The sequence below is a fragment of the Pseudomonas sp. Irchel s3a12 genome, assembly GCF_900187485.1.
Lineage (GTDB): Bacteria > Pseudomonadota > Gammaproteobacteria > Pseudomonadales > Pseudomonadaceae > Aquipseudomonas > Aquipseudomonas neuropathica.
In genome coordinates this window covers 111,602-137,782 of record NZ_FYDN01000004.1, presented here as the reverse complement: position 1 = coordinate 137,782, position 26,181 = coordinate 111,602, and the positions used below count along the sequence as shown (strand labels likewise).

Here is a 26,181-nt window from a genome sequence, read left to right as displayed (position 1 = left end):
CCATTCGCGAGCAGGCTCGCTCCCACAGTGGAATGCATACTCCTTGTGGGGGCGAGCCTGCTCGCGAATAGGGCCGAAAGAACACCGCATAACTATCAGCAAGAGAGAACATCAAGCATGAGCGACTCCGGCCGCGCCGACGCGCTGTTAGCAGACCTGCCCCGTGATGGCCGTGGGCGGCTCAAGGTTTTTCTCGGCGCCGCCCCCGGTGTCGGCAAGACCTACGCCATGCTTCAGGCTGCGCACACACAACTGCGCCAAGGCGTGAAAGTTATTGCGGGCGTCGTCGAAACCCATGGCCGCGCCGAAACCGAAGCGCTGCTCGGCGGCTTGCCGCAGCAAGCGTTGGTGCGCTCGGAATACCGTGGCGTGATGCTCGAAGAAATGGACCTCGACGGCATTCTCGCGGCCAAACCGAAACTGGTGCTGGTCGATGAGCTGGCCCACAGCAACGCCCCCGGCAGTCGCCACACGAAACGCTGGCAAGACATTCAGGAACTGCTCGCCGCCGGCATCGACGTGTTCACCACGGTCAACGTCCAGCACCTGGAAAGTCTCAATGATCAGGTGCGCGGCATCACCGGCGTGCAAGTGCGCGAAACCCTGCCGGACTGGGTGCTGCAAGAAGCTTACGAACTGCTGCTGATCGACCTGCCGCCGCGCGAATTGCTCGAGCGCTTGCGTGAAGGCAAGGTCTACGTGCCGGAGCAGGCGCGTGCGGCGATCGATGCGTTTTTCACCCAGACCAACCTCACCGCATTGCGCGAACTGGCGATGCAAACCGCTGCCGCACAGGTCGATAACGATCTCGCCCAAGGCTATCGCCAACTCGGTCAGGCGGCCCCGGCAGTGCGCGGGCGCTTGCTGGTCGGCGTCGATGGTGATGCTCAGGCCGAACGCCTGGTGCGCCATGCAAGTCGCGTTGCCCAGCGCCGGCATTTACCGTGGAGTCTGGTGCATGTCGATAACGGCAGCGTACGCGACGAGCAATCGCGCCTGCGCCTGCAAAGCGCTCAGCAACTGGCCGAGCGCCTGGGCGGTGAAGTGGTGTTGCTGCGCGCCGGTGAGGTGGCGAAAACCCTGATCCAGCACGCTGCCGAACGCCGTGCGAGCCTGGTGTTGGTTGGGCAGTCCCGGCCACGTCTGCGCCGGCGTCTATTCGGCGGCGGACTCGCGGCGCGCCTGCTGCGTCAGGCTCACGGGCTGGAGATCAACGTCCTCGACAGCGATCAGCAACAGCATCAACCGCGCCCGCGCAACGCGCTGACCCTGGTGTGGTTCGACTATGCCTTGGCGCTGGTCGCCACCGTATTGGCCACCGCCCTGGCGTGGGCAGTGTCGAGCGTGCTGCCGCTGCCGAACATCTCGCTGGTGTTCCTTGCGGCGGTGCTGTTGGTGGCGGTGCGCAGCAGTCTCGGCCCGGCGCTGGCCTGTGCCGCGCTGTCGTTTCTGACCTATGACTTCCTGTTTATCCCGCCGAATTTTTCCTTCAGCATTCAGCGCGAAGAAGACGTCCTGACTCTATTGTTTTTCCTGTTGATGGCGGCGCTCACCGGCAACCTCGCGGCGCGTCAGCGTCGGCAATTGCAGGCCCTGCGCGACACCCAGGAAGAGACCACTGAACTGCTCGACCTGTCGCGCAAACTCACTGCCGCGACGGATCGCCAAGCGGTGGTCAGCGCTGCCGCGCAACACCTCAATGGCTGGAGCGATCTGCAGTTATGTCTGCTCAACCGGGACGGGCAGGGCGGCTGGAAGGTCGAGACCGGCGGGCCGTTGGAGTTTACCGAGTCCGAACGCGCCGCCGCTGACTGGGCCTGGCAACACGATCAACCGGCAGGCATGGGCACTGGCACGCTGCCGTTCGGACGCTGGTGGTGGTGGCCGCTGTCGGTCGAGGACGGGCCGCTGGCGCTGCTCGGTGTCTGCGCCAAAGAAGGCCAGACCTTGAGTGGCCAGCGTCGGCGCTTGCTCACCGCATTGAGTCAGCCGCTCGCCCAAGCGCTGGCGCGCGCGCAGTTGGCTGATGACCTGGAAGCCGCGCGCCTGCACGGTGAAACCGAACAACTGCGCAGTGCCTTGTTGGCCTCCGTATCCCACGATTTGCGCACGCCGCTGACGGCCATGCGCGGCAGCATCGACAGCCTGTTGGCCCTCGGCGAAGCGATCCCGCTGGAAGATCGTCGTGAACTGCTCGAAGGCACCCGCGATGAAGCCGAGCGCCTCGATCGCTACATTCAGAATCTGCTCGACATGACCCGCCTCGGCCACGGCGCGCTGAAGCTGGCGCGGGACTGGGTGTCGCCGGCCGATATCGTCGGCAGTTCGCTCAATCGCCTGCGCGCGGTGCTCGCGCCGTTGCAGGTCAGCACTGATGTGCCGGCCGAGTTACCGCTGTTGTTCGTGCATGCGGCGCTGATCGAACAGGCGCTGGTCAATGTATTGGAAAACGCCGCACGTTTCTCACCCGCTCACGGTCGCTTGCAACTGAGCGCAGGCGCGGATGACCAAGAGATTTTCTTCTCGGTCAGCGACGAAGGGCCGGGGATTCCCGAAGAGGAGCGGGCGAAGATTTTCGACATGTTCTACACCGCTGCCCGGGGTGATCGTGGCGGCCAGGGCACGGGCCTCGGCCTAGCGATCTGTCAGGGCATGGTTGGCGCGCACGGCGGGCGCATCAGCGTCGCCGACGGCATCGAGGGGCACGGCACCTGCATCACTTTGCACTTGCCGTTGCAGACGCAACCGGGGATGGACGATGAAGGCTGAAGCTGACTGCGCTACTCTCTTGCCAATCATTTGTGTTGATGTGAATTCATGAGCCAGACCACGACCATTTTGGTCATCGACGACGAACCGCAGATCCGTAAGTTCCTGCGCATCAGCCTTACCTCACAGGGCTATAAAGTGCTCGAGGCCGGCAACGGTGCCGAGGGTTTGGCGCAAGCGGCGCTGAACAAACCGGACCTGCTGGTGCTCGATTTAGGCCTGCCGGACATGGATGGCCAGCAAGTGCTGCGCGAGTTTCGCGAGTGGGCGACGGCGCCGGTGCTGGTGCTGTCGGTGCGCGCCAGCGAAGGGCAGAAAGTCCAGGCGCTGGATGGCGGCGCCAATGACTACGTGACCAAGCCGTTTGGCATTCAGGAGTTTCTCGCCCGAGTCCGCGCCTTGTTGCGCCAGGCTCCGGCAGGGGAGGCGCAGCAGGCGGCGCTGAGCTTCGGCCCGCTGACCGTGGATCTTGCTTATCGGCGGGTGTTGCTCGACGGTGTCGAAGTGGCGCTGACCCGCAAGGAATACGCGGTGCTGGCGCAACTGGCACGGCATCCGGGGCGGGTGATTACCCAGCAGCAATTGCTCAAGGATATCTGGGGGCCGACCCACACCGAGGACAGCCATTATCTGCGGATTGTGGTGGGGCATTTGCGCCAGAAGCTGGCGGATGATCCGACGCGGCCGCGGTTTATCGTGACCGAGGCGGGGGTTGGCTATCGGCTGTTGAGTGACAACACTCTTTAGCCATTTGTTGTCCCGGCAGACGCCATCGCTGGCAAGCCAGCTCCCACAGGTTTTTCAGCTGTGATTGAAATCTGTGTATCACCTCGATCACTGTGGGAGCTGGCTTGCCAGCGATGAGGCCCTTAAAGACTGCGGAAAACTTCAGGGCTCTCTGCTCTGCTCACTGTCGTACCGATCCAGCGTATCCCGCGCAATCTCGCGCCCCAACGCGATCAGCTCCGGCGCCTTGTAAAACTCGAAAAACCGGCACACCCGCTTCGGCACATTGATCAGGATATCCGGCGGATATCCGGCGATCTTGTACTGCGCCAGCGAGGTCTGCATCACCTCGAAACTCTGGTTGATCAAGTCCAGCAACGAGGCCGGTCCGACGTTATCGATGATGAATGAACCGGTCGCCGATTTCGGTGCGCCTTCACGCTCGGGCGCGGCTGCCGGTTGCTGGCTCTCCGGCTCGGCGCCGTCCAGCCAGGGATTGATGTCCGCCGCTTCGGCGCGCAGCGCTTCCTGTTCGAGCCGCAACAATTGCTCTGCCTGTGTACGGCGGAATGGCATCTTCGATCCCAGCGAACTGATCAGGCTATCGAAGCGTGAGCGAAAAGCGGCAGGGCGCTGGATCACCGGCAGTTTGTAGTGACGCTGATTGGTCGAATTGAGATTGACCGCAATGATCAGATCGCAGTGGCTCGACACCACCGGCACGATCGGCAACGGGTTGAGAATGCCGCCGTCGACCAGCATGCGATTGCCCTGCATCACCGGGGTGAACAGGCTGGGAATCGCCGCCGAGGCTCGCATCGCCTGATGCAGGCAGCCTTCCTGAAACCAGATCTCCTGCTGGTTGGTGAGGTCAGCGGCGACGGCGGTGTAGGGGATGCGCAAGTCTTCGATGTTGACATCGCCGACGATCTTGCGGATCTGGCCGAAGACCTTTTCGCCGCGAATCGCGCCGAGGCGAAAACTCACGTCGACCAGGCGCAGCACATCCAGATAATCGAGACTTTCGATCCAGTTCTTGTAAACGTCGAGTTTGCCGGCGGCGTAGATCCCGCCGACCACGGCACCCATCGAACAGCCGGCAATGCAGGCGATTTCGTAACCGCGTTTCTCGATCTCTTCAATGACCCCGATATGGGCATAGCCCCGGGCGCCACCGGAGCCCAGTACCAGCGCGACACGTTTTTTTTTCATCCAGCGTCCTCCCGACAAGGTTCCACAATGCACCCATCGCCGGGCAGGCTCAATCGCCGAGGTCGTTGAGTGCGTCGGTGACGTCGTTTTTTCGCTACTGCATGGCCCTTCAGCGCTATCCTTCTCAGTTGCGCGGTTTCACCCGCCGGCAAGGCACTTTTTCGCAGCCTTACCGTCTTACCTGCACGACTGTTGACCTATTTTGAGGTGTGAGTGATGAAAGCCTGGATCTGTGTGCCGTTGATGGCTCTGGCATTGGCCGGTTGCGCCGGTAAAACCGCTTACCGCGACAGCTGCGGCAGCCAGCTCGACGCGGCCTGGCATGAGCTGGATCTGGCCAAGGCTGAAGGCTTTGCCGGCACTGTCAGCTACTCCAAAGCGTTGTCGCTGCTGACCGCTGCCAAGACTCAGCAGCAATTCGAAGGGTTCGAAGGCTGCAGCAAGAAAGCCGAGAAGGCGCGTTTCTACATTCGCGAATCCCGCGCCGGCCGCTAAGCTGCTGACGTGAAGCAAGGAGGCTGCGTTCGCTGGGCAGCAGAATGATCTTCAAGCCATTTGAATCAGGAGCAAGTGATGTCTGCGTTGGTTGACCGGTTGGTGGCTCATGTCCTGAGTCTGGAAGTGCGCCTGCTAGCCTGTCAGGCACGGCTCACTGCACGGACCGACCCCGAGGCGCTGCATGATCTACGCACCACAGTGCGGCGCTTGCGCAGTCTGTTGCGGCCATTGCGTGGCTTGCCCGGGGTCGAGCAACTGGAAGATGCCGCCTCGGCGGTCGGCCAATTGACCACGCCGTGGCGTGATCGCGAAGTGCTCGCGGCGTATCTGCTCCTGCATGATCAGCCTGAGGCCGCGCAACGGCGCATGGCGCAAATGGCCGAGGCCTATCCGGCGCTGGCGGCGAGCGCCGAGGTGGCTTCGCTGTTGATGATTCTCGACGCTTTCCCGCGATTTCTGCGTGCGTCTCAGCGTCAGGGCTTGCTCAAGGGCTTGGACAAACGCATCGAAAAACGCTTGGGCAAGCAATGGCAGAAACTCGACGAGGCGCTGCACGATCCCGCTCACGACCGTCATCGCCTGCGCCTGTTGATCAAGCGCGTGCGCTACGGCATCGAAGCCTATCCCGAACTGGATCGCTTGCCCGAGGCGGCGCTGGCTCGCCTCAAGTCTGCCCAAGGCGCGCTGGGCGACTGGCACGATTGCTGGCAGTGGCTGGCGAAGGCTGAGCTTGAGGCGGATCTGCAGCCCTGTGTCGCCACTTGGCAGGCGACCATGATCAAAGCCGAAAGCAAGGCTGATCGCGTGCTGGAAAAACTCAGTTCAGCCTGCTTCAAATAACTTTAGCCCCGCGATATCCCCTGTAGGAGCTGCCGAAGGCTGCGATCTTTTGATTTTGATTTTTAACAACAAGATCAAAAGATCGCAGCCTTCGGCAGCTCCTACAGGGTTTTGTGTCTGTATTTGAAATACGCTAAGGCCTTTCTGTCAGCCCATTTGACCGGAATAGACGCTGCGGCGCTCTGCAGCTCTGGTTAAGATCCCTGCATTCCTTTCTTGTTTTCTGAGGTTGCCATGCGCTTTAGCGATCTGCTCGAGGCGGTCCGCCGCCAACCGGAACTGACGATCCCTGCCGAATGGGGCCAGGGCCGTGCCAGTTTCGGTGGTCTGGTGGCTGCGCTGCAATACGAAGCCATGCGCGCGAAAGTCCCGGCAGATCGCCCGGTGCGTTCGCTGGCGATCACCTTTGTCGGCCCTGTCGAACCTGAAGTCCCGGTGAGTTTCGAAGTCGATGTACTGCGCGAAGGCAAGGCCGTCAGCCAGGTCATGGGCCGGGCGATGCAGAATGGTCAGGTGGTAACGATCGTTCAAGGCAGCTTCGGTGCTTCGCGGCCGTCGGAGGTGGCAGTCGAAGCCTATCCGGCGCCATCAATGAAGCACTGGGACGAATGCCAGGAGTTGCCTTACATCAAAGGCGTGACCCCAGAATTCATGCGTCATTTGGCGATGCGCTGGAGCGTCGGCGGCATGCCGTTCACCGGCACGCAATCGCGGCTGATGGGCGGCTGGGTGCGGTTACGCGGAGATGTCAAAGAAGAACCGGTCAACGAGGCGCATCTGCTGGCCCTGGTGGACGCGTGGCCGCCCGCGCTGTTGCCATATCTGAAGAGGCCGGCACCGGGTAGCACGCTGACCTGGACCATCGAATTCGTGCAGCCGCTACACGATTTGAGCACGCTGGACTGGTGCCAATATCTGGCCGATATCGAATACGCCGCCGACGGCTACGGCCATGTCGCCGCCAAGCTGTGGAGCGCGGAAGGGGAGTTGATTGCCATGAGTCGCCAGACCGTTACGATTTTCGCCTGACTCAATGCCGACGGTGGCGTTCACGCCAGGCGCGCCACCAGCCGCCACTGAGAAAGAAGCGCGGGAAGGTCAGGAACTGCTCGACCAGTAAACGCGACATCGCATCTTTACGATCACTGAACGGCTCGGAGGCTTGCGCCTCCAGGCTGTGGCCGTGGCGCTGCAAACCCAGCGCCGCGATGATGCCGATCACGCCGATGGCCACACTGGCCAGACTCAGGCTGAATACCCCGGAGACGATCAGCAGAAACGCGACGATAAACAACGGCACGGCAATCAGGTGCAGCACCAGATTGGTCGGATGCTGATGATTGCCCGGGTACGCGCGCCATTGCCACGCGGGAAGGTTGGGATGACGTTTGCCCATGTTTTCTACTCCTCGATCCTTGTTGAACACATGGTTGAAGAATAGGCCTGGGCACGGAGGGCGGCGAATCAAGGTTGGCTATTGAAGTGATAGGCGTCATCGCAAGATTCGATGTTGCCGGGGCTGACGCTTTCGCGAGCAGGCTCGCTCCCACATTGGATCGGTGCGCACACAAATCCCCTTGTGGGAGCGAGCCTGCTCGCGAAGGGGGCATCAGAGTTTCAGTTGACCGATCGCCTTGCTCAATTCCCCGGCCAACGTCGCCAGTTCATTACTCGTGGTCGCCGAATCCACAGTCTGCTGCACCGTGTTCTCGGTCACATCGCGAATGCTCACCACCGCTCGGTTCATCTCCTCGGCGACCTGACTTTGCTGCTCCGCTGCCACGGCAATCTGCGTATTGCTTTCACGCATCTGCGCCACCGCGCCGGTGATTTCCGCCAGCGCCGCGCCAGCCTCCTGCGCCTGCTGCACGCAGTCGTCGGCCTTGTACGAACTCTCCTGCATGAAATCCACCGCGTCGCGGGTGCCGGCCTGCAAGGCCGAGACCATCGTGGTGATCTCGTCGGTCGAGGTCTGCACACGTTTGGCCAGGTTGCGCACCTCATCGGCCACCACCGCAAAGCCGCGGCCCATCTCACCGGCGCGGGCCGCCTCGATGGCGGCGTTCAGTGCCAACAGGTTGGTTTGCTCGGCAATGCTGTGAATCACGCTGACCACGCCGTTGATCTTCTGACTGTCCTCGGCCAGCCGTTGAATCATCTCGGCCGTCTGCTGCACTCCGCTGGAGAGTCCGGCAATCGACTGCTGCACCCGCGCGACCACTTGCTGACCGCTGCCGGCGAGGCCATCGGCGGTCTGCGACAGGTCGCGGGTGGCGCCGGCGTGCTGGGCGATGTGGTAAACGGTGGCGGTCATTTCGTTGATCGCGGTGGCGGCCTGATCGGTTTCGCTCTGCTGGCCGAGCATGCCGTGGCGCACTTCGTTCATGCTCGACGCTAGCCGTGCCGCGCCGACATCCAGTTGCCGCGCGGTGTTGGCGACGGTCGTCACAACGCGCTGGTAACCGGCCTGCATCGCGTTAAACGCATTGGCCATCTGCCCGACTTCGTCTTTGCCGGCCAGCGGCACACGGGCCGAGAGATCGCCGCTTTTCTCGACGTGGAGCATCACGTCTTTCAAGGTGTTGAGCTGGCTGAGCAGGAAGCGGATTAACAGTTGCGAGGCGCACAGCATGGCGAACATCAGGATGAACACCGCCACCGCATAGTTGGCGAAACGTTCGCTGAACACTTGGCTCAGGCTCGGACCATAGGCAATCACCGCGACCTGCTGACCATCGGCGCGGCTGAACACTTCGGCGCCCATCAACGGATTTTCGCCGAACAGCGGCAGCTGATTGATCTCGTTCCAGCCGTTGCTTTCCGTGATTTCCAGCAAGGGCTGATCATTCAGGCGCGGTGCTTCGCCGCGTTTGAAGGTCAACACCTGATCGGCCTTGGGCAATGGCTGACCGACCGGCCAGGCTTTAAGCAGTTGTGCTTGGGCTTGCGCCGAGGCCTGTGATGCGTGACTGCGCGCCTGTTGTTCGAGTTGCACGGCGTACAGCACCAGCAACAGGGTAGTGACGAAGGCGACCGCATTGACCGCCCAGAATTTGTATTTCAGCGAGATATTGCTAAGCCAGGCACCCATGGAGGTCTTCTCTGATAGCGGAAACAGTTTTGGCAAGGTGCCATTATTGTGCCGCTATGCAGAAGGCTCGATTTGATGTGGGTCAAGAGATCAAAAGATCGCAGCCTTCGGCAGCTCCTACATTGGGATGGCGTATGCCCTGTAGGAGCTGCCGAAGGCTGCGATCTTTTGTGGCTTACGCCAATGCGGGAAGGTTGTAGAACGCGCGGGCACACGCGGTGGTGTGTGCCGCCAGATCTTCCTCGGTTTCGCCACGATGCAGCGCCACTTCGCGCAGTACTTCGGTCAGATAGGCCGGCTCATTACGCCCGTTCTTCGGCTTCGGGCGCAAGGAGCGCGGCAGCAAGTAAGGCGCGTCACTTTCCAGCATCAAGCGCCCGCGTTTGATCTCTTTCACCAGCGGATGCAAATGCGTGCCACGGCGCTCGTCGCAGATCCAGCCGGTGATGCCGATATGCAGATCCAGGTCGAGATAGCTGAACAAGGCTTTTTGCTCGCCGGTGAAGCAATGCACTACAGCGGCGGGTAATTGATCGCGGAAGTCTCTGAGGATTTCCAGCAGGCGCTGGCTGGCATCACGCTCGTGCAGGAACACTGGCATTTGCAGTTCAACGGCTAGCGCCAAGTGTTCCTCAAGGACTTTTTCCTGCTGTGGGCGCGGGGAGAAATCCCGGTTGAAATCCAGCCCGCATTCGCCTACCGCGACGACATTGGATTCTTTCAGCAAATTGCGCAGGCGGCGCGCGCTGTCTGCGTTCCAGTCGCTGGCCGAATGCGGATGAATACCGGCGGTGGCGAACAGGCGCTGGCCGCTTTCATCGAGTTGCTGGCACAGCTCCAGGGCTTGCTCGCTGCCCTCGACGCTGGTGCCGGTCAGCACCAGTTGGCATACGCCCGCGGCATAGGCGCGCTCGAGTACGGCCTGATGTTTGTCGGCGAAACTGGGGTTGGTCAGGTTGACGCCGATATCGATGAGTTGCATGGTTGCTACCTCGGGCCGAAGGCCGGAAAGCATACCAGAGCTGTAGATTCATAAGAAAAGCCAAGAACTACAACGAGTTATAGCTGTCTGTTGATGCCGCGACGCAGACCGGTTTGGTAGAAGTGCCATTACTGTGCCAGTCTCTCGCACGTTGCCAGCGCTCATGGCGCTCTGTTTTCGTCGGTGATTTCGACCTTTTAAAGATGAAATCGCCCCGTATTCTTTCCGGAGAGTGGATGGTTCGTCCCTCGGTTTTGCTCCTGTTGTGTGGCTCGCTGCTACTGCCGATGACGGCGGTCGCGCGCCTGCCCGGGCCACTGCAAGCCGTGCCGGCGGCCAAGGTGCGTGACTTGTCCGAGATTCGCAGCAGCCGCGTGTTGCGCGTACTGGTCAATCAGAGCCGCAACAGCTCCGGCGAAGTCCAGGGCCAGGCCATCGGCGTCGAATACCATCGCCTGCGCGCCTTCGAGCAATACCTCAATGGCCACGCCCGCGATGGTCAGGAAGTCACCCTCAAGATCATTCCCAAAGCCAAGGATCAACTGCTCGGCGCCTTGCAACGTGGCGAAGGTGATCTGGTCGCGCCGGGCGAATTGCTCGATCTGCAACCGGGCTATGCCGTAGCCAGCAGCGAACCGATTGCCAGCAATGTGCCGCTGGTGTTGGTCGGGATCAAGGGCGAGCGGCGCTACACCAAGGTCGAGCAGCTTTCCGGCAAAACCCTGGCGTTGCCCACCGGCAGTGCGGCGGGGGAGGCGGTCAGTCAGCTCAATCAGAAACTGGCGTTGCACAAACTGGCGCCGATCAAGATCGAATGGGTTGATCCGACCCTGGCGGTCGAAGACGTGCTGGAGATGGTTCAGGGTGGCATTTTCCACCTGACCATCGTCGAGCAACCTATCGCCGAGCGCTGGGGCAAGATCTTGCCGAAGCTGCGTTTTGACCGGCAACTGATAATCAGCGAGCCGGGAGAGGAGTACTGGTTCGTACGCCGCGATGCCTCGATGTTGCGCGCGAGCATCGATCGCTTTCTCGGCGGTTACAAGAAGCCATCCAATGAAGATGCGGCGTTTTTGCGCATCTATCGTCGTCTCTATCAAGTCCACTATCCCTTGGCCAAGGCTGATCGCCAGCGCCTGGAAAAACTGCGCCCGACCCTGCAAAAGCATGCCGACGCGCAGAACATGGACTGGCTGAATCTGGCCGCACTGGCGTTTAAGGAGTCACGCCTGCAACCCAATGCCCGCAGCGGCAGTGGTCCGACCGGGCTGATGCAGATCACGCCTTCTGCCGCTCAGCGAGTCGGCGTGAACAACATTCAGAATCTCGATGCGAATGTGCAGGCCGGGGCCAAGTACCTGGCGATGATCCGCCGCAAGTTCTTCAACAGCCCCAAGCTCAATGAGCGTGAACGCATGGCGTTCACCCTGGCGGCCTACAACATCGGCCCCGAGCGCGTGCAGGGCATGCGCGCAGAGGCCCGGCGGCGCGGGTTGAATCCCAACCAGTGGTTCTTCCAGGTCGAGCGCATCGCCATGGAGCAGGTAGGAATGGGGCCGGTCAGCTATGTTAATAGCGTGAACAAGTATTACTTGGCGTTCGACCGGGAGCGGGAGTCGTTGGAGCCCGGGGCACAAAAAGTCGTCTCACGTAAATGATCTAATAAACTGATTGTTATGGCGAAATATTTGCGCTTTTAACATGAAATTTATTGATTAATATAGCGGCCAACCAACACACACAACTTCTCGCAAAAACAAGGAATGCCCATGAGCTCTCTGATCAACAAAGTACTGTTCACTCGCGCTGGCTACGGTCTGACCATCCTGCGCATCGCTGTCGGCGTGATCTTCGCGGCTCACGGTTCGCAAAAACTTTTCGGTCTGTTCGGTGGTTATGGTCTGGCAGGCACGGCGCAGTACATGGACAGCATCGGTCTGCACCCGGGCTACCTGATGGCCACATTGGCGGGCGGTACTGAGTTCTTCGCTGGCCTGGCGTTGATCATTGGCCTGCTGGTGCGTCCGGCAGCATTGGGCCTGACCTTCCTGTCGCTGGTGGCGATCTTCACCGTACATATCAGCAACGGTCTGTTTATGGCCAACAACGGTTACGAGTTCGCCCTGGCTCTGCTCGGTGGCAGCCTCGCCGTCCTGATCGAAGGCGCCGGCAAGCTCTCGGTGGATCGCGCCATCGCCGGTTAAGCGCTCTGGCTCAAGGAACAGGCCCGCATTATGCGGGCCTTTTTTGTTGTGGCTGATTCTTGACACTGATCGGTCACGTTCTCTAGGATGTTGCCCATGCGCCGATTTAAACAGCTACTTGCGGGGCGCCAGGTGACTTAAACAGTTGCCGTCAGAAGCCGGAACAGGGCTTCGAAATACCGCTAAAGCGCTGGTTCGGTGTTGCCTCTCACCTGCCATGCAGACTTTTGAGGCAGAGACACGACACGATGAATGCACTACGCCCTCCAGCACGTCCCGCACCGATCACGGCGCATATCACCCAGCGCAACCCGAAAATCCTTCTTGGCGGCAAACATCAGCCAACGCTGCTGCGTTATCTCGATGGCTGGCCACGGCGCAGTGGCGGTCCTGCCGCGTTCCTGATCCAGTTCGTTGAAGACGGCGAGTCGCTGTCACGTTTTGCCAGTGACAGTTTTGATCTCGCGGTGATTCAGACACCGAGCGCTGAAGATGCGCCGGAGATGATCAAGCAACTGGTCCGCGTTGCTCGGCAGGGCCTGATCACCCGCCGCTGATTCGCTTTACGGATAGTCGATGGCGACGATGTAAACGAACTGCTCGCCGGTCGGCGTCTGCACCCGGACTTCTGCATCCAGCGCCTTGCCGATCAAGGCGCGGGCCAGTGGCGAGTCGATGCTGATCAGGCCCAGTTTCAGATCCAGTTCATCGGGGCCGACGATGCGGTAGCGCGATTGCTTGCCGTCTTCGTCTTCGATGGTCACCCAGGCGCCGAAGTAGACTTTGTTCGGATCGCTGGGTTTTTCACTGACGACTTTCAACGCTTCCAGACGTTTGGTCAGAAAGCGCACGCGACTGTCGATCTCGCGCAGCATCTTCTTGCCATAGGTGTACTCGGCGTTCTCCGAGCGATCGCCTTGAGCCGCGGCCTCGCTGACCGATTGCGTCACTTGCGGGCGGCGCACATGCCACAACTCATGGAATTCGGCGCGCATCCGCGCTTCACCTTCAGGGGTGATCAGCGCGGTGCCGGCGGTGCGGGGAGGGCGATAACGGCTCATGGCAACTTCTTGTGATTAAGACCGCTTGAGTCTATCAACCCTCACGTAACACTGTCAGTGGACTTGCATTGAGTGCCCGGCGCGTACCGAACACGCCGGCGCCACCAATCAACGCCGCGCCAATCAATGGCAGCACCAGCAACCACGGATGCGGGTGCCACGGTAGATCGAACGCGTAGCGATACAACACCAGACTCACCACTTCCGAGCCGATCGCGGCGAGTAATCCGCTGACTGCACCAAGCAGGCCGAATTCGATGCGCCGCGCCTTGATCAGCAACTGCCGTTCCGCGCCCAATGCCCGCAACAGCGCACCTTGGCGGATACGTTCATCCAGCGTTGCCTGCAAACCGGAAAACAGCACGGCCATACCCGCTGCCAACACAAACAACAGCACATATTCGACCGCCAAAGTGACTTGGGCGAGGATGCTGCGCAGCTGTTCGAGCAGCGCTTCTACCTGAAGAATGGTCACCGCCGGGAAGGTACGCGACAGTTCGACGATCTGCTGGTCATGGCCCGGCGCCAGATAGAAGCTGGTCAGGTAAGTCGCCGGCAGATCCTTCAAGGTGCCGGGCTGGAAGATCATGAAGAAGTTCGGCTGGAAGTTGTCCCAGTTGATTTCGCGCAGGCTGGTGACCTTCGCCTCGCGATTGACGCCGCCGACACTGAACACCATGTGATCGCCGAGTTTGAGCTTGAGGCTTTCGGCGACTTTGCCTTCCACCGATACGCCGGGAACACCGTCGGTTGGCTGATCTTTCCACCACTCACCGGCAGTGAGCTTGTTGCCCGCCGGCAAATCCGCCGCCCAGGTCAGGCTCAAGTCGCGCTGCACAGCGCGATCGCCCGCCGAATCCTTGCTGACGATTTGCTGCACAGCTTCGCCGTTGATGCTGATCAATCGGCCGGGTACGACCGGATAAAGAGGTGCGGCTTGCGCGGACACTTTGATCAGATGATCGGTGAACGCCTGTTTGTCTGCTGGCAGGATGTTCAGAGCAAAGTAGTTCGGCGCATTTTTCGGCAACTGGTTTTGCCAGGTGTCGAGCAATTCGCCGCGCAGCAGGGCAATCAAAGCCATCGACAGCAGAATCAGACCGAATGCCAGCGACTGACCAGCCGCTGCCAAGGGATGGCGCAGCAACTGGCCCAGACCCAACCGCCACGGCAGCGAAGCACGGGCGAGCATCCGCCGCAGGCTTTGCAGCAGCAACAACAGCAGACCGCCCAACACCAACGCGGCAACCACGCCACCGCCGAGCAGAGCGAATGTCAGCAGCAGATCGAGGCTCAGGCGCCACATGATCAGGCCGAGCGCACCCAGGGCGGCGCCGTAAACCATCCAGGTGCTCGACGGAATCGGCAGCATGTCGCGGCGCAATACACGCAGCGGCGGCACACGACCCAATGCGGCCAGCGGCGGCAAGGCGAAACCGGCCAAGGCGACCAGCCCGGTGCCGATCCCGGCGATGGCTGGAAACAGACCGCCCGGCGGGACGTCGGTTGGCAGCAAGTCATGGAGCAGGGCGAACAAGCCCAACTGCGCGAGCCAGCCGAGCAATGCGCCACTGAGTGCGGCGAGCAGGCCGAGCACGGTCAGCTGCAAACTGAACAGCACCATGGTTTCCCGGCGCGATAATCCGAGGCAACGCAGCAAGGCACTCGCGTCGAAGCGGCGACTGGCGAAACGGTTGGCCGACAACGCCACTGCGACCCCGGCCAACAGTACGGCGACCAGACTGGCCATGTTCAGATAACGCTCAGCCTTACCGAGTGCACCGCCAATCTGCCGGTTGCCATCGCGGGCGTCCTGAATCCGCTGGTTCGCGGCGAGCCCGGGTTTGATCAGTTGCCGATAGGTTTCCAGCGCCTGCGGTTCACCGCGCCACAGTTCGCGGTAACTCACGCGGCTACCGGGCTGTACCACGCCGGTGGCCGCGAGGTCGTCGAGGTTGATCATGACCCGCGGCGTAAGGCTATAGAAGTTGCCGGCGCGATCCGGTTCGTAGGTCAGCACGCGGGTCATTTTCAATGTCTTCATGCCGACATCGATGCTGTCGCCGATTTTCAGATCCAGCGCGGTCAGCAGGCGTGCCTCGACCCAGGCTTCGCCGGGTTGCGGTTCACCGCCGGTTTCTTCAGTGGCGAAAGGCGCTGGCGCGCTCTTCAGTTCGCCGCGCAACGGATAGGCGCGGTCGACGGCTTTGATGCTCGACAGCTGAATGCCGTTGTCAGTGGCGATGACGCTGGAGAATTCCACCACTTGCGCATGCTTCAGGCGCAGTTCGGTGCCGCTGCGAATCTGTTCTTCACGGGCTGGAGAGCTGCCTTCCAGCACCAGATCGGCACCGAGAAATTCGGTCGCGCGCAGCATCATTGCGCCGTTGAGGCGGGCGCCGAAATAACCGATGGCGGTACTTGCCGCCACCGCCACCACCAGCGCGAAGAACAACACGCGCAATTCCCCGGCGCGGGCATCGCGCATGAGTTGGCGTATGGCGAGACTGAACAGACGCAACAGCGGCAAACGTGCCATCAAGGCTCCAGAGGGGCGACCAACAGCCCGGCTTCAAGACGGATCAGGCGCCGGCAGCGATGGGCCAGGCGTTCGTCGTGTGTCACCAGCACCAGGGTGGTGCCGCGTTCCTTGTTCAATTCGAAGAGCAAATCGCTGATGCGCTCACCGGTGTGGCTATCGAGGTTGCCGGTCGGTTCGTCGGCAAACAGCACGTCAGGTTCGGCTGCGAAGGCGCGGGCAATGGCCACACGTTGCTGCTCGCCACCGGAGAGCTGGCGCGGCGAGTGCGTCAGGCGCTGGCCGAGGCCGACGCGCTGGAGCAATTCGGTGGCCCGTTCACGCGCATCTTTGCGGCCGTCGAGTTCCAGCGGCAGCATGACGTTTTCCAGTGCGTTGAGGCTGTCGAGCAACTGAAAGGACTGGAAGACGAAGCCGACATGCTCGGCACGAATGCGTGCGCGCTGGTCTTCATCAAGATTGCTCAGGCCCTGGCCGGCGAGGATGACTTCGCCGCTGCTCGGCAAGTCGAGGCCGGCGAGCAGGCCCAGGAGGGTGGATTTGCCCGAACCGGACGCGCCGACGATGGCGAGGCTGTCGCCCTTGTTCAGTTCCAGGCTGAGTTCGTGCAGGATAGTCAGTTCACCTTCCGCGCTGGGAACCACTTTGCTGAGGTTCTTCGCGGTGAGAATGCTTGCGCCCATGGAGAATCCGATGCGTGTGTGGTTTTTGAGTGCTGGCCTGGCCTTGATGTGCATGGCCCAGAACGCAGCGGCGGGTACTGTCCTGATCGTTGGCGATAGTATCAGCGCCGGTTTCGGACTGGATACCCGCTTGGGGTGGGTGTCGTTGCTCGAACAACGGCTCAAACAGGAGGGTTTCGACGACAAAGTGGTCAATGCCTCCATCAGCGGCGACACCAGCGCCGGAGGCCAGGCACGGCTGCCAGCGCTGCTTGCAGAGCATAAGCCTGAGCTGGTGATCCTCGAACTCGGCGGCAACGATGGCTTGCGTGGAATGCCGCCAACTCAATTGCAACAAAATCTTGCCTCGATGATCGACAGCTCTCGTCAGAGCGGGGCCAAGGTGCTGCTGCTTGGCATGCAACTGCCGCCCAATTACGGCAAGCGTTACACCGATGCCTTCGCCGAGGTCTACGGCAAACTCGCCGACGATAAAAAGATCCCCCTGGTGCCGTTTTTCCTCGACGGTGTGGGCGGTCATCCGGACCTGATGCAGGCCGATGGTCTGCACCCGGCAGCCGGGGCTCAGGGCAAGTTGCTGGAAAATGTCTGGCCGACGCTAAAACCGCTGTTATGAGGCTTTTCTAAGGACAGGCTTTCGGCTAATGTGGCGCCCCCTTATCTGGAGCCCCCGATGTCGCGTTCTGCCTGGTCCCTGTTTGCCTACCAACTGATCGAGCCTGACGAACAGCTGGATCTGTTCGCCTGCCAGGAAGTGCGGGTGCATCTGGTGACCCGTCAACTCGAACTCGGTGGCTCGGCTGATCGCACCCTGTGCGGCAGCTTGCTGCCGGCGCAACCGCGCTGGTCGAGCGTTGATCGCCGGGTGTTTCAGGATCAGCGCCTGTGTTCGCTGTGCCGGGCGATTCTGGAATCGCAGAAGCGCGGCACCTCGCCGATCTGGCCAGAGCTGCGTTTCGAGCTTTAAGAGCAAAAGATCGCAGCCTGCGGCAGCTCCTACATGGGTTCGCGTAATCCTGTAGGAGCTGCCGAAGGCTGCGATCTTTTCGCATTCAGCACGCTCCATCGGCGTGGCTCCCCGAATATTCAAAGTGCGGTGTACAATCGCGCTCTTATACCCTTGTTGATCATGCGAAGGATTTTCCGGATGTTGCCGCGCTTTCCTGCCGTCACCCGCTGCCTGTCACTTGCCGCCCTGTGTGTGGCCGGTCCCGTTGCTGCATTGGAGTTTCCCCTGCCACCACCCGGTGAAGACATCATCGGTCAGGTGCAGGTGATCAAAGCCAAGTACGAAGACACCTTCGCCGATCTGGGCACGAAGTACGATCTGGGCTACTCGGAGATGGTCGCGGCCAACCCGGGCGTCGATGCCTGGTTGCCGGGTGCCGGCACTGAAATCGTCTTGCCGACCCGCTTCATTCTGCCGCCGGGCCCGCGCGAAGGCATCGTTATCAACCTTGCCGAATACCGCCTCTACTACTTCCCGAAAGGCCGCAACGTGGTGTACACGTTCCCGCTGGGTATCGGTCGCGAGGGGTGGGGTTCGCCAATCGCACACACCTCGATCATCGCCAAAACGCCAAACCCGACCTGGACGCCTCCAGCATCTATCAAGGCTGAACACGCCGCCGACGGTGATCCGCTGCCAAACGTAGTGCCGGCCGGCCCAGACAATCCGTTAGGCCCGTTCAAGTTCACCCTGGGTACGCCGGGTTACCTGATCCACGGTTCGAACAAGAAATTCGGTATCGGCATGCGTACCAGCCACGGCTGCTTCCGCATGTTCAACAATAACGTGCTGGAAATGGCCGGCATGGTGCCGGTAGGCACGTCGGTGCGTATCCTCAACGATGCCTACAAGTTCGGCAGCAGTGGCGGCAAGGTTTATCTGGAAGCGCACACGCCGATCGACGACAAGGGCAACCCGTCTGTGGTCGACAAGCACACCGCAGTGATCAACGCGATGCTCAAGCGTGAAGACGTCACCAGCAACCTGCGCGTGAACTGGGATGTGGTGCGTGATGTGGTCGCGGCCGAAGATGGCCTGCCAACGGAAATCGGCACGCCGAGTGCCTCGGCCCCGATGGTTTCGAGTACACCGATCGACTTGCAGCAGTAAGTCGAGGTTAAAGGCCCGCCGATGCGTACAGCGCCGGCGGGTTTTTTAATGCCCGGGCAAAAGCATCGGGCACAAAAAAGCCGACCCGAAAAATCGGGTCGGCTCGATAACAACCCCGAAGGATTATTACTTGCGGCTAGCTTTGTCCAGCATGCGCAGAGCACGCTCGTTAGCTTCGTCAGCAGTCTGTTGTGCTTTTTGAGCAGCAGCCAGAGCTTCATCAGCTTTACGGTAAGCTTCGTCTGCACGAGCCTGGGAGCGAGCAGCTGCGTCTTCAGTAGCGGTCAGACGTGCTTCGGTTTCTTTCGATGCGCTGCTGCAACCGGTAGCCAGAACTGCGGCCAGAGCCAGAGCAGAGAATTTCAGAACGTTGTTCATCGTGTTCCCCTTCAAGGACTTTCAATTAAGTGGCTGTCTCCTCACGATTGAGGAAATAGCCGGCGTACATACTACCCATTACTTGTAGTAAGTAAACTGACGTAAGGCAAGAAGCAAAAAAAATTGTAGGCGTTGATTCTTTTTCGAGCAACTTTTAACTGTGCTGTTTAAAAAATATACAGCTACAAGCCCCGAGCTGAGCGAGTTAATGCGAAAAAGTTCCCGTTGCCACGTGCTGTTTTTGCAGTCTTGGCTAAAGTCTTTCTAGATGAATACGTCGACACTTTTGTTCCGAATTTGCGTGCTGCTTCGCTTATCTTTGTCCATGTTGAGGTGACTTTAAAAAAGGCTGCACGTCTTAAGTCTCAACATCCGGCAATGTTCAGGTGACCGGTTTGGCAAGATCTTCTTCCAGGCCCACCCTGCGTCCATCGGAGCAACCCCCCGTCAACCCGCTTGATGACGAGCGTACCTTGAGCATTTTTGCCAATGGTGCCTACTATTTATCAGGTGCCAGGTTGCGCGAGATCGGTGTGGCTCTTCTCGGTGTCCATCAGGCACGGGGTGGCGTAGATGTTCCTTCGCCGGAAAAACATCGGTAAGGTAGGGGTCAGAATTCAAGACCCGCGAGGAGTAGTGATGAGCGAGGCGTTGTCCATCCACCATGACCAGGCTGGTCATCAGTTCGAGACCAATGTGGACGGTCATCGTGCCTACCTGACCTATATGGATCTGGGGAAACAGACCCTGGATATCTATCGCACCTTCGTGCCCAATGCCCTGCGTGGCCGTGGCATTGCCGCAGCGCTGACCGAAAGCGCGCTGCAGTACGCCGAAGAAATGGGCTATACGGTGATCCCGTCGTGCTCCTACGTCGAGCGCTACATGGAGCGTCATCAGCGCCGCGCCGCCAAGATCTGAATCGCATACACAAAAACGCCGGGCATTGCCCGGCGTTTTTTTATGCCTGTAAAACGTGTATCAACTGCGCTGGCGTTTTGGCAGAACATCCTTGAGCTTTGCGTGCATGCTGCGCAGGGTGTTCTCGGTAGCGGACCAGTCGATGCAGGCATCGGTGATCGACACGCCGTATTGCAGGTCGGCGAGGTCTTTCGGAATCGCCTGGCAGCCCCAGTTCAGGTGACTTTCGACCATCAGGCCGATGATCGACTGGTTGCCTTCGAGGATCTGGTTGGCGACGTTCTCCATCACCAGCGGTTGCAGGGCCGGATCCTTGTTGGAGTTGGCGTGGCTGCAGTCGACCATGATGTTCGGCTTGATCTTCGCTTTGTTCAGCGCCTGCTCGCACAGGGCAACGCTGACCGAATCATAGTTCGGCTTGCCATTACCCCCGCGCAGCACCACGTGACCGTAGGCATTGCCTTTGGTGGTGACGATCGACACGCCACCTTCCTGGTTGATGCCGAGGAAGCGATGCGGGCTGGAGACCGACTGCAAGGCGTTGATCGCCACAGTCAGACCGCCGTCGGTGCCGTTCTTGAAGCCGACGGCCGAGGACAGGCCGGAAGCCATCTCACGGTGAGTCTGCGATTCAGTGGTACGTGCGCCGATGGCCGACCAACTGATCAGATCCTGCAGGTACTGCGGGGAAATCGGGTCAAGGGCTTCGGTCGCGGTCGGCAGGCCTTTTTCGGCCAGATCCAGCAGCAACTGACGACCGATGTGCAGACCGTCCTGAATCTTGAACGAGTCGTCCAGGTATGGATCGTTGATCAGGCCTTTCCAGCCCACGGTGGTGCGTGGCTTCTCGAAATACACGCGCATGACCAGATACAGGGTGTCGGAAACTTCCGCAGCCAGCACCTTGAGGCGATCGGCGTATTCGTGGGCAGCCTTGATATCGTGGATCGAGCACGGGCCGATCACTACGAACAGACGGTGGTCGGTGCCATCAAGAATGTTGCGAATGACTTCGCGGCCCTTGGTGACAGTGCGCAGGGCAGCATCGCTCAGAGGGATATCACGCTTGAGCTGATCGGGAGTGATCAGGGTCTCGTTAGAGGCGACGTTTAGGTCGTTGATCGGTAAATCAGCCATCGTTTACTCGTCAGGTCACGGGTGCCGGCCGCCAGCGATCCCCGCGCGGCGGAGCACAGCAGATTTAAGCGCGTCGGGGAGCGGAACCTTAGCGCGTAAAGCGCCTGCTCGACAATGGGCAAAAGGTGCTTTAGTCCAGCGCTGGCTGCGCAAAAGCCTTGCGCACGCTGTCGTGGGAGAACTCGTCGGCGTGTTGCTCGACCCATTGCAGGGCCACCGCCTGAATTTCTTGCAGGTCATCGTGGGTGTCGTGCATGCGGCAGTAGCGCTCGATCTGACACACTTGCTCACCCATTCGCGCACTGAACAGCGTCTGCTCATCGGTAAACGCGATGCCCACCAGATAGCCTTTTTTGCGCCGCAGGCACCACGCCACGTAGCCCGGATAACAAATGTCGGCATTCACTGACGGCATGCGCACTTGCAGCGCCGTGCCATGGCGCCAGGCACGGTGGTAATTGCAAGCGATGCCGCCGAGGCTGATAGTGTGCAGCTGTTGCCTGGAAATACACTCAGGCTTGAGCAAGGTTAATTCAACCGGCACCTCGTCCGGATGAGGAATGAAACGTCCCATGAGCACAGACTCCCTGTGTCAGCCATTTGACATTGTTTCCCCCAGTATAGTGGTCGAATCCGAACTGACCGATTTCGACGCCGACCAACGGCTGTTGGCGATGAGCGGCGTTTCGCTGGTGATTTTCACCAGCGTCGGCTGCGCCAGTTGCCGTTATGCCCGCGAAGTGTTGCCGGCTATGGCGCTGGGGATTGATCGTCTGTGCTGGATCGATGCCGGCGACAACGGCGGGTTGGTCGAGCGCTATCAGGTCTTTCATTTACCGGCGTTGTTCGTGGTGCGCGACGGCGAGTTCTTTGGGGCATTGCACACGCGCCTGACGGCCGATGCGTTGAACGCGGCGCTGGCGCAGGCACTGGGGCGAACTGCAGAGGAGTTGCCATGATGGGGGCAGTTAATAAACCGGTCGTAGGGATCATCGGCACCGGCGCAATTGGTGGTTTTTACGGTGTGATGCTGGCGCGCGCCGGTTTCGATGTGCACTTTCTGTTGCGCAGCGAGTTTTCGGCGGTGGCTGAGCGCGGTTTGCAAATCAACAGCGCGGTGCATGGCCCGCTGACGTTGCATCCGGCGCAGGCCTATTCGTCCGCCGAAGACATGCCCAAGTGCGACTGGTTGCTGGTGGGGGCGAAAACCACCAGCAACGCAGGTCTCGCGCCTTCAATCATTCAAGCGGCCAAACCGGACGCGAAAGTACTGGTGCTGCAAAACGGTCTCGACGTCGAAGACAGCTTGCGTGAGGTGCTTCCCGATTCCTTGCATCTGCTGGGCGGCTTGTGCCTGATTTGCGTACACCGCGAAGGTCCGGGTCTGGTGACCCATCAGGCACTCGGCGCGGTCAACGTTGGCTATCACAGCGGCCCGGCCATGGATGATGGCGCGCGCATGGCGATTGTCGAGGAGGGCAGCGGGTTGTTTCGCGCTGCCGGCATCGATTCCCAGGCAATGCCCAATCTGCAACAGGCGCGCTGGCAGAAACTGGTGTGGAATATTCCCTACAACGGACTCTCGGTGTTGCTCGGTGCAAGCACCACGCCGTTGATGGCCGATGTCGACAGCCGCGCGTTGATCCAGGCGTTGATGGCCGAAGTGGTGCAGGGCGCCAAGGCCTGCGGCCACGACGTGCCGCCGGGATACGCCGAGTATCTGTTCATGATTACCGAGAAAATGCCCGACTACTGGCCGAGCATGTACCACGACTTTTTGCATAAACGACCGCTGGAGCTGGAAGCGATCTACGCTCGGCCATTGGCGGCAGCGAAAGCAGCGGGTTGTGAGTTGCCGCGCATCGAAGCGTTGTATCGCAATTTGAGTTTTATCGACCGGCGCAACATTTAAGCCGGTCGCTCTGGGGGAAAGCATGGCCAAAAACATCGATGACAAACTGGTGCTGGCGATTTCGTCGCGCGCCTTGTTCGACCTGAGCGAGAGCCACAAGGTCTATCTGTCGAGCGGCGTTGAAGCCTATCGGCAATATCAGATCGAGCACGAAGACGAAATTCTTGCGCCCGGCGATGCCTTCCCGCTGGTGGAAAAACTGTTGGCACTCAACAGTCGCCTCGGCCGCGCGCGGGTCGAGGTGATTCTGGTCTCGCGCAACAGCGCCGACACCGGCCTGCGCGTGTTCAACTCGATTCACCATTACGGTCTGGCGATTTCCCGTGCGGCGTTTGTCGGTGGGCGCAGTCCGTATCCGTATCTCAAAGCCTTTGGTTGTGACCTGTTTTTGTCGACCCATGCCGAAGATGTGCGCGCGGCGCTGGATGCCGGTTTCGCCGCTGCGACGATTCTTTCCGGCGGAGCGAGCCGTGCGGCCAGCGACGAATTGCGCATCGCCTTCGACGGCGACGCAGTGATTTTTTCCGACGAGTCGGAACGCGTCTATCAGTCCGGCGGGCTCGAAGCGTTTCAGGCCAAGGAGCGTGAGTCGGCTCGCGAGCCGTTGCGCGGTGGGCCGTTCAAGGGCTTTCTGGCGGCGCTCAATCTGTTGCAGCGCGAGTTTCCCGATGACGATTGCCCGATCCGCACGGCGCTGGTCACTGCACGTTCGGCGCCGGCCCATGAGCGGGTGATCCGCACCTTGCGCGAGTGGGACATTCGTCTCGACGAGTCACTGTTTCTCGGTGGCCTGACCAAGTCGGCGTTTCTCGAAGCGTTTGCTGCCGACGTGTTTTTCGACGATCAGGCCGGCCACTGCGAGCTCGCCCGCGAAGTGGTCGCCACCGGTCACGTGCCTCACGGCATCAGCAATGAGCCGTCCATCTAAAGCCCTGTGCTTCAAGACGTTGCGTCGCCCGTCGTAGTCGCCAAGGCACTGCTAAGCTGAATCAAATCTCCGCCATGTTGGCACGCGAGGAGGTCATATGATTCGTTCGATGCTGTATGCCACTGACCTCGGTCTGTACGCACCGTTAGTCATGCAGCATGCCCTGGCATTGGCGCGAACGTTCAATGCCGATCTGTACGTGGTGCACGCGGTGGAGCCGATGGGGTTGTTTGCCGAATCGGTATTGCAGAGTTATCTCGACGAGCAGGCATTGAACGAATTTCACAGCCAGGGTCTGAAAACTGTCATTGCCAATATCGAGCAGCGGGTGCTGGACAGTTTTCGCGAAGAATTGGGAGATGAAGGCGAGCTGGATCTGCAGCGCATTCGCGCCGTGCGCGTGCTGCAGGGCGATCCGTCGCAGGTGATTCTCGACCAGGTGCAGAAACTCTCCGTCGATCTGCTGATCGTAGGCAGTCATAGCCATGGGGTGGGCGCGGAAACGCCGTTGGGGCGCACGGCGGCGCGGGTCCTGCAATTGGCCAAGGTGCCGGTTTATCTGGTGCCGTTAGTGGAGCGGCGGCGGCGGGAGGATCGCTAAGGCAGGAATAATGGCGCTTTGATAAAAAAGTTCTAGATTTATTATTCAAACCATTAATATAGTTATATACCGTCGCTGATGCCCGTGGCGTCTACCTGCTTTGAGGGATTCATATGAAGCTTCAACAATTGCGCTACATCTGGGAAGTGGCGCACCACGACCTCAACGTTTCCGCTACAGCCCAAAGCCTTTACACCTCGCAACCGGGCATCAGTAAACAAATCCGCCTGCTGGAAGACGAACTCGGCGTCGAAGTGTTTGCCCGCAGCGGCAAACACCTGACCCGCGTGACCCCGGCCGGCGAGCGCATCATCACCACCGCCGGTGAGATTCTGCGCAAGGTCGAAAGCATCAAGCAGATCGCCCAGGAATTCTCCAACGAGAAGAAAGGCACCCTGTCGATCGCCACCACCCACACCCAAGCACGTTATGCACTGCCGCCGGTGATCAGCAATTTCATCAAGCAATACCCGGACGTGGCGCTGCACATGCACCAGGGTTCGCCGATGCAGATCGCCGAAATGGCCGCTGATGGCACTGTGGATTTTGCCATCGCCACTGAAGCGCTGGAGCTGTTCGGCGATCTGGTGATGATGCCGTGCTACCGCTGGAATCGTTGCGTGGTCGTACCGCAGGGCCATCCGCTGACCAAGTTGCCAAAGCTGACCCTGGAAGCGCTGGCCGAATACCCGATCGTGACTTACGTGTTCGGTTTTACCGGTCGTTCGAAACTCGACGAAGCTTTCAGCCATCGTGGTCTGACACCGAAAGTGGTGTTCACCGCAGCCGACGCCGACGTGATCAAGACTTACGTGCGTCTGGGGCTGGGCGTGGGCATCGTCGCTAAAATGGCAGTCGACACCAAACTCGACAACGATCTGGTGGTGCTGGACGCCAGCGAACTGTTCGAATCGAGCGTGACCAAGATCGGTTTCCGTCGCGGCACTTTCCTGCGCGGCTTCATGTGCGACTTCATCGAGAAGTTCGCGCCGCACCTGACTCGCGAAGTCATGGCCAAAGCCATTCAGTGCCACAACAAGCAGGAACTGGAAGAACTGTTCGACGGCGTCGAACTGCCGGTTCACTGATTCGTTGAATCAAAGCACCTCGGTGACAGCAAACTGTTGCCGGGTGCCCGCCACCAGAATCTCCACCTCATCACCTTCGCACTTGCCCAGCAGACCTTTGCCCAGCGGCGAGCGCGGAGTGATGACGGTAATCGGCTGACCGACCACATCGACTTTCAGGCCTGCTGCATCCGGCGCCAGAAACAGCCATTGCTCGCGACCCTTTTCGTCCTCCAGGCCGAGCAGGGCACCGACTTCGATACCACGATTTTCATCGTAGGCTCGCAGCGTCAGGTTCTGGCACAACGCCAGTGACTTACGGATTTCCTCGACCCGTTTTGCTTGCCCGGCTGCCAGATACGACGCTTCCAGACCCAGCGTGTCGTACTTGTTTTCGGCGATGTTTTCTTCGTGCGTCGCGGTTTCGTAAGCGGTTTGCGCGGCGCGTTCGGCGATGTCGAGGTCGATGCGCAGTTTGTCGAGAATCAGTTGGTGGACGATGTGCTTGTTCAT

At 60.2% G+C, this 26,181-nt stretch carries 28 protein-coding genes; 17 read left to right on the top strand and 11 right to left on the bottom strand.

From position 1 onward, the window contains the following. Positions 1-117 precede the first annotated feature (117 nt). Positions 118-2,769: a sensor histidine kinase KdpD gene (locus tag CKW14_RS08695; RefSeq protein WP_095125145.1), complete on the top strand. Its 2,652-nt coding sequence runs from the start codon at positions 118-120 to the stop codon at positions 2,767-2,769. Positions 2,770-2,817: 48 nt separating this feature from the next. Continuing rightward, positions 2,818-3,516 (top strand): response regulator, encoded by a 699-nt coding sequence (locus tag CKW14_RS08690; protein WP_095048530.1) that lies wholly within the window; start codon positions 2,818-2,820, stop codon positions 3,514-3,516. A 141-nt stretch (positions 3,517-3,657) separates the two neighbouring features. Here the strand turns inward: CKW14_RS08690 and CKW14_RS08685 are convergent, their stop codons facing one another. Further along, a complete protein-coding gene (locus CKW14_RS08685; RefSeq protein WP_095048529.1) occupies positions 3,658-4,707 on the bottom strand; it encodes a patatin-like phospholipase family protein in 1,050 nt (349 codons plus the stop codon). A gap of 216 nt (positions 4,708-4,923) precedes the next feature. Between CKW14_RS08685 and CKW14_RS08680 the strand changes: the two genes are divergently transcribed. From CKW14_RS08680 to CKW14_RS08670, 3 genes are all read left to right on the top strand, one after another. After that, entirely contained in the window at positions 4,924-5,202 is a 279-nt protein-coding gene (locus CKW14_RS08680; protein ID WP_007908543.1) for a hypothetical protein, read from the top strand. Positions 5,203-5,280: 78 nt separating this feature from the next. After that, a complete protein-coding gene (locus tag CKW14_RS08675; RefSeq protein ID WP_095048528.1) occupies positions 5,281-6,045 on the top strand; it encodes a CHAD domain-containing protein in 765 nt (254 codons plus the stop codon). 234 nt (positions 6,046-6,279) lie between these two features. After that, positions 6,280-7,074 carry an acyl-CoA thioesterase II gene (locus CKW14_RS08670; RefSeq protein WP_093435202.1) on the top strand — a complete coding sequence of 265 codons (795 nt, stop codon included), beginning with the start codon at positions 6,280-6,282 and terminating at the stop codon, positions 7,072-7,074. A gap of 1 nt (position 7,075) precedes the next feature. Here the strand turns inward: CKW14_RS08670 and CKW14_RS08665 are convergent, their stop codons facing one another. From CKW14_RS08665 to CKW14_RS08655, 3 genes are all read right to left on the bottom strand, one after another. Further along, complete coding sequence (locus CKW14_RS08665; protein ID WP_095048527.1) at positions 7,076-7,441, bottom strand: terminase; 366 nt, start codon at positions 7,439-7,441, stop codon at positions 7,076-7,078. Positions 7,442-7,654: 213 nt separating this feature from the next. After that, positions 7,655-9,136, bottom strand: a complete 1,482-nt coding sequence (locus CKW14_RS08660) for a methyl-accepting chemotaxis protein (protein WP_095125144.1) — start codon at positions 9,134-9,136, stop codon at positions 7,655-7,657. Between the two features lie 175 nt (positions 9,137-9,311). Then, a complete protein-coding gene (locus CKW14_RS08655; protein ID WP_095125143.1) occupies positions 9,312-10,118 on the bottom strand; it encodes a TatD family hydrolase in 807 nt (268 codons plus the stop codon). Between the two features lie 236 nt (positions 10,119-10,354). Here CKW14_RS08655 and CKW14_RS08650 point away from each other — a divergent pair, with 236 nt between their 5' ends. The 3 genes from CKW14_RS08650 (at position 10,355) to CKW14_RS08640 (ending at position 12,879) form a co-directional block, all read left to right on the top strand. Then, positions 10,355-11,776, top strand: coding sequence for a transglycosylase SLT domain-containing protein (locus CKW14_RS08650; RefSeq protein WP_095048524.1), 1,422 nt, complete (start codon positions 10,355-10,357; stop codon positions 11,774-11,776). 111 nt (positions 11,777-11,887) lie between these two features. Then, the gene (locus tag CKW14_RS08645) at positions 11,888-12,322 is read left to right on the top strand and encodes a DoxX family protein (RefSeq protein WP_007908568.1); all 435 of its coding nucleotides are present in this window, start codon (positions 11,888-11,890) and stop codon (positions 12,320-12,322) included. 248 nt (positions 12,323-12,570) lie between these two features. Next, on the top strand, positions 12,571-12,879 hold the full coding sequence (locus CKW14_RS08640; RefSeq protein ID WP_093435191.1) for a hypothetical protein: 309 nt from the start codon (positions 12,571-12,573) through the stop codon (positions 12,877-12,879). Between the two features lie 6 nt (positions 12,880-12,885). Here the strand turns inward: CKW14_RS08640 and greB are convergent, their stop codons facing one another. From greB to CKW14_RS08625, 3 genes are read right to left on the bottom strand one after another with little or no spacing between them, the layout of a single operon-like run. After that, complete coding sequence (gene greB / locus CKW14_RS08635) at positions 12,886-13,383, bottom strand: transcription elongation factor GreB (RefSeq protein WP_003226818.1); 498 nt, start codon at positions 13,381-13,383, stop codon at positions 12,886-12,888. Between the two features lie 34 nt (positions 13,384-13,417). Continuing rightward, positions 13,418-15,922, bottom strand: coding sequence for an ABC transporter permease (locus CKW14_RS08630; protein ID WP_095125142.1), 2,505 nt, complete (start codon positions 15,920-15,922; stop codon positions 13,418-13,420). Further along, on the bottom strand, positions 15,922-16,605 hold the full coding sequence (locus tag CKW14_RS08625; RefSeq protein WP_007908572.1) for an ABC transporter ATP-binding protein: 684 nt from the start codon (positions 16,603-16,605) through the stop codon (positions 15,922-15,924). The genes CKW14_RS08630 and CKW14_RS08625 overlap by 1 nt, the downstream gene beginning before the upstream one ends. Before the next feature lie 10 nt (positions 16,606-16,615). On the opposite strand from CKW14_RS08625, the gene CKW14_RS08620 reads away from it, so the two are divergent. The 3 genes from CKW14_RS08620 (at position 16,616) to CKW14_RS08610 (ending at position 18,724) form a co-directional block, all read left to right on the top strand. After that, on the top strand, positions 16,616-17,221 hold the full coding sequence (locus tag CKW14_RS08620; RefSeq protein ID WP_016985507.1) for an arylesterase: 606 nt from the start codon (positions 16,616-16,618) through the stop codon (positions 17,219-17,221). A gap of 57 nt (positions 17,222-17,278) precedes the next feature. Beyond that, positions 17,279-17,572, top strand: coding sequence for a hypothetical protein (locus CKW14_RS08615; RefSeq protein WP_007908575.1), 294 nt, complete (start codon positions 17,279-17,281; stop codon positions 17,570-17,572). 180 nt (positions 17,573-17,752) lie between these two features. Next, positions 17,753-18,724 carry a L,D-transpeptidase family protein gene (locus CKW14_RS08610; RefSeq protein WP_093435185.1) on the top strand — a complete coding sequence of 324 codons (972 nt, stop codon included), beginning with the start codon at positions 17,753-17,755 and terminating at the stop codon, positions 18,722-18,724. Between the two features lie 126 nt (positions 18,725-18,850). On the opposite strand, the gene oprI is transcribed toward CKW14_RS08610, so the two are convergent. Further along, a complete protein-coding gene (gene oprI, locus CKW14_RS08605) occupies positions 18,851-19,102 on the bottom strand; it encodes an outer membrane lipoprotei OprI (RefSeq protein ID WP_003199355.1) in 252 nt (83 codons plus the stop codon). A 639-nt stretch (positions 19,103-19,741) separates the two neighbouring features. On the opposite strand from oprI, the gene CKW14_RS08600 reads away from it, so the two are divergent. Further along, entirely contained in the window at positions 19,742-20,023 is a 282-nt protein-coding gene (locus tag CKW14_RS08600) for a GNAT family N-acetyltransferase (RefSeq protein ID WP_003226804.1), read from the top strand. A gap of 60 nt (positions 20,024-20,083) precedes the next feature. On the opposite strand, the gene CKW14_RS08595 is transcribed toward CKW14_RS08600, so the two are convergent. Next, on the bottom strand, positions 20,084-21,160 hold the full coding sequence (locus CKW14_RS08595; RefSeq protein WP_007908583.1) for a 3-deoxy-7-phosphoheptulonate synthase: 1,077 nt from the start codon (positions 21,158-21,160) through the stop codon (positions 20,084-20,086). Between the two features lie 130 nt (positions 21,161-21,290). Next, the gene (locus CKW14_RS08590; protein ID WP_095048467.1) at positions 21,291-21,734 is read right to left on the bottom strand and encodes a PilZ domain-containing protein; all 444 of its coding nucleotides are present in this window, start codon (positions 21,732-21,734) and stop codon (positions 21,291-21,293) included. Here CKW14_RS08590 and CKW14_RS08585 point away from each other — a divergent pair. From CKW14_RS08585 to cysB, 5 genes are all read left to right on the top strand, one after another. Then, the gene (locus CKW14_RS08585) at positions 21,733-22,119 is read left to right on the top strand and encodes a co-chaperone YbbN (RefSeq protein ID WP_095125141.1); all 387 of its coding nucleotides are present in this window, start codon (positions 21,733-21,735) and stop codon (positions 22,117-22,119) included. The genes CKW14_RS08590 and CKW14_RS08585 overlap by 2 nt on opposite strands. Continuing rightward, a complete protein-coding gene (locus CKW14_RS08580) occupies positions 22,116-23,072 on the top strand; it encodes a putative 2-dehydropantoate 2-reductase (RefSeq protein WP_095125140.1) in 957 nt (318 codons plus the stop codon). The genes CKW14_RS08585 and CKW14_RS08580 overlap by 4 nt, the downstream gene beginning before the upstream one ends. A gap of 22 nt (positions 23,073-23,094) precedes the next feature. Beyond that, positions 23,095-24,000 (top strand): 5'-nucleotidase, encoded by a 906-nt coding sequence (locus CKW14_RS08575; RefSeq protein ID WP_034155247.1) that lies wholly within the window; start codon positions 23,095-23,097, stop codon positions 23,998-24,000. Between the two features lie 97 nt (positions 24,001-24,097). Further along, on the top strand, positions 24,098-24,601 hold the full coding sequence (locus CKW14_RS08570; protein ID WP_095048464.1) for a universal stress protein: 504 nt from the start codon (positions 24,098-24,100) through the stop codon (positions 24,599-24,601). A 113-nt stretch (positions 24,602-24,714) separates the two neighbouring features. Next, entirely contained in the window at positions 24,715-25,689 is a 975-nt protein-coding gene (cysB, locus tag CKW14_RS08565; protein ID WP_003183769.1) for an HTH-type transcriptional regulator CysB, read from the top strand. A gap of 9 nt (positions 25,690-25,698) precedes the next feature. Here the strand turns inward: cysB and CKW14_RS08560 are convergent, their stop codons facing one another. Next, entirely contained in the window at positions 25,699-26,181 is a 483-nt protein-coding gene (locus tag CKW14_RS08560) for a GreA/GreB family elongation factor (RefSeq protein WP_095048463.1), read from the bottom strand.

What these genes read in the sequence shown, in the direction of transcription:
- oprI (WP_003199355.1), bottom strand. Translation starts at nt 19,102, where the DNA reads ATGAACAACGTTCTGAAATTCTCTGCTCTGGCTCTGGCCGCAGTTCTG.
- cysB (WP_003183769.1), top strand. Translation starts at nt 24,715, where the DNA reads ATGAAGCTTCAACAATTGCGCTACATCTGGGAAGTGGCGCACCACGAC.
- CKW14_RS08595 (WP_007908583.1), bottom strand. Translation starts at nt 21,160, where the DNA reads ATGGCTGATTTACCGATCAACGACCTAAACGTCGCCTCTAACGAGACC.
- CKW14_RS08600 (WP_003226804.1), top strand. Translation starts at nt 19,742, where the DNA reads ATGAGCGAGGCGTTGTCCATCCACCATGACCAGGCTGGTCATCAGTTC.
- CKW14_RS08640 (WP_093435191.1), top strand. Translation starts at nt 12,571, where the DNA reads ATGAATGCACTACGCCCTCCAGCACGTCCCGCACCGATCACGGCGCAT.
- CKW14_RS08615 (WP_007908575.1), top strand. Translation starts at nt 17,279, where the DNA reads ATGTCGCGTTCTGCCTGGTCCCTGTTTGCCTACCAACTGATCGAGCCT.
- CKW14_RS08685 (WP_095048529.1), bottom strand. Translation starts at nt 4,707, where the DNA reads ATGAAAAAAAAACGTGTCGCGCTGGTACTGGGCTCCGGTGGCGCCCGG.
- CKW14_RS08675 (WP_095048528.1), top strand. Translation starts at nt 5,281, where the DNA reads ATGTCTGCGTTGGTTGACCGGTTGGTGGCTCATGTCCTGAGTCTGGAA.
- greB (WP_003226818.1), bottom strand. Translation starts at nt 13,383, where the DNA reads ATGAGCCGTTATCGCCCTCCCCGCACCGCCGGCACCGCGCTGATCACC.
- CKW14_RS08660 (WP_095125144.1), bottom strand. Translation starts at nt 9,136, where the DNA reads ATGGGTGCCTGGCTTAGCAATATCTCGCTGAAATACAAATTCTGGGCG.
- CKW14_RS08630 (WP_095125142.1), bottom strand. Translation starts at nt 15,922, where the DNA reads ATGGCACGTTTGCCGCTGTTGCGTCTGTTCAGTCTCGCCATACGCCAA.
- CKW14_RS08580 (WP_095125140.1), top strand. Translation starts at nt 22,116, where the DNA reads ATGATGGGGGCAGTTAATAAACCGGTCGTAGGGATCATCGGCACCGGC.
- CKW14_RS08650 (WP_095048524.1), top strand. Translation starts at nt 10,355, where the DNA reads ATGGTTCGTCCCTCGGTTTTGCTCCTGTTGTGTGGCTCGCTGCTACTG.
- CKW14_RS08560 (WP_095048463.1), bottom strand. Translation starts at nt 26,181, where the DNA reads ATGAACAAGCACATCGTCCACCAACTGATTCTCGACAAACTGCGCATC.
- CKW14_RS08680 (WP_007908543.1), top strand. Translation starts at nt 4,924, where the DNA reads ATGAAAGCCTGGATCTGTGTGCCGTTGATGGCTCTGGCATTGGCCGGT.
- CKW14_RS08570 (WP_095048464.1), top strand. Translation starts at nt 24,098, where the DNA reads ATGATTCGTTCGATGCTGTATGCCACTGACCTCGGTCTGTACGCACCG.
- CKW14_RS08625 (WP_007908572.1), bottom strand. Translation starts at nt 16,605, where the DNA reads ATGGGCGCAAGCATTCTCACCGCGAAGAACCTCAGCAAAGTGGTTCCC.
- CKW14_RS08695 (WP_095125145.1), top strand. Translation starts at nt 118, where the DNA reads ATGAGCGACTCCGGCCGCGCCGACGCGCTGTTAGCAGACCTGCCCCGT.
- CKW14_RS08590 (WP_095048467.1), bottom strand. Translation starts at nt 21,734, where the DNA reads ATGGGACGTTTCATTCCTCATCCGGACGAGGTGCCGGTTGAATTAACC.
- CKW14_RS08655 (WP_095125143.1), bottom strand. Translation starts at nt 10,118, where the DNA reads ATGCAACTCATCGATATCGGCGTCAACCTGACCAACCCCAGTTTCGCC.
- CKW14_RS08585 (WP_095125141.1), top strand. Translation starts at nt 21,733, where the DNA reads ATGAGCACAGACTCCCTGTGTCAGCCATTTGACATTGTTTCCCCCAGT.
- CKW14_RS08620 (WP_016985507.1), top strand. Translation starts at nt 16,616, where the DNA reads ATGCGTGTGTGGTTTTTGAGTGCTGGCCTGGCCTTGATGTGCATGGCC.
- CKW14_RS08665 (WP_095048527.1), bottom strand. Translation starts at nt 7,441, where the DNA reads ATGGGCAAACGTCATCCCAACCTTCCCGCGTGGCAATGGCGCGCGTAC.
- CKW14_RS08610 (WP_093435185.1), top strand. Translation starts at nt 17,753, where the DNA reads ATGTTGCCGCGCTTTCCTGCCGTCACCCGCTGCCTGTCACTTGCCGCC.
- CKW14_RS08670 (WP_093435202.1), top strand. Translation starts at nt 6,280, where the DNA reads ATGCGCTTTAGCGATCTGCTCGAGGCGGTCCGCCGCCAACCGGAACTG.
- CKW14_RS08575 (WP_034155247.1), top strand. Translation starts at nt 23,095, where the DNA reads ATGGCCAAAAACATCGATGACAAACTGGTGCTGGCGATTTCGTCGCGC.
- CKW14_RS08690 (WP_095048530.1), top strand. Translation starts at nt 2,818, where the DNA reads ATGAGCCAGACCACGACCATTTTGGTCATCGACGACGAACCGCAGATC.
- CKW14_RS08645 (WP_007908568.1), top strand. Translation starts at nt 11,888, where the DNA reads ATGAGCTCTCTGATCAACAAAGTACTGTTCACTCGCGCTGGCTACGGT.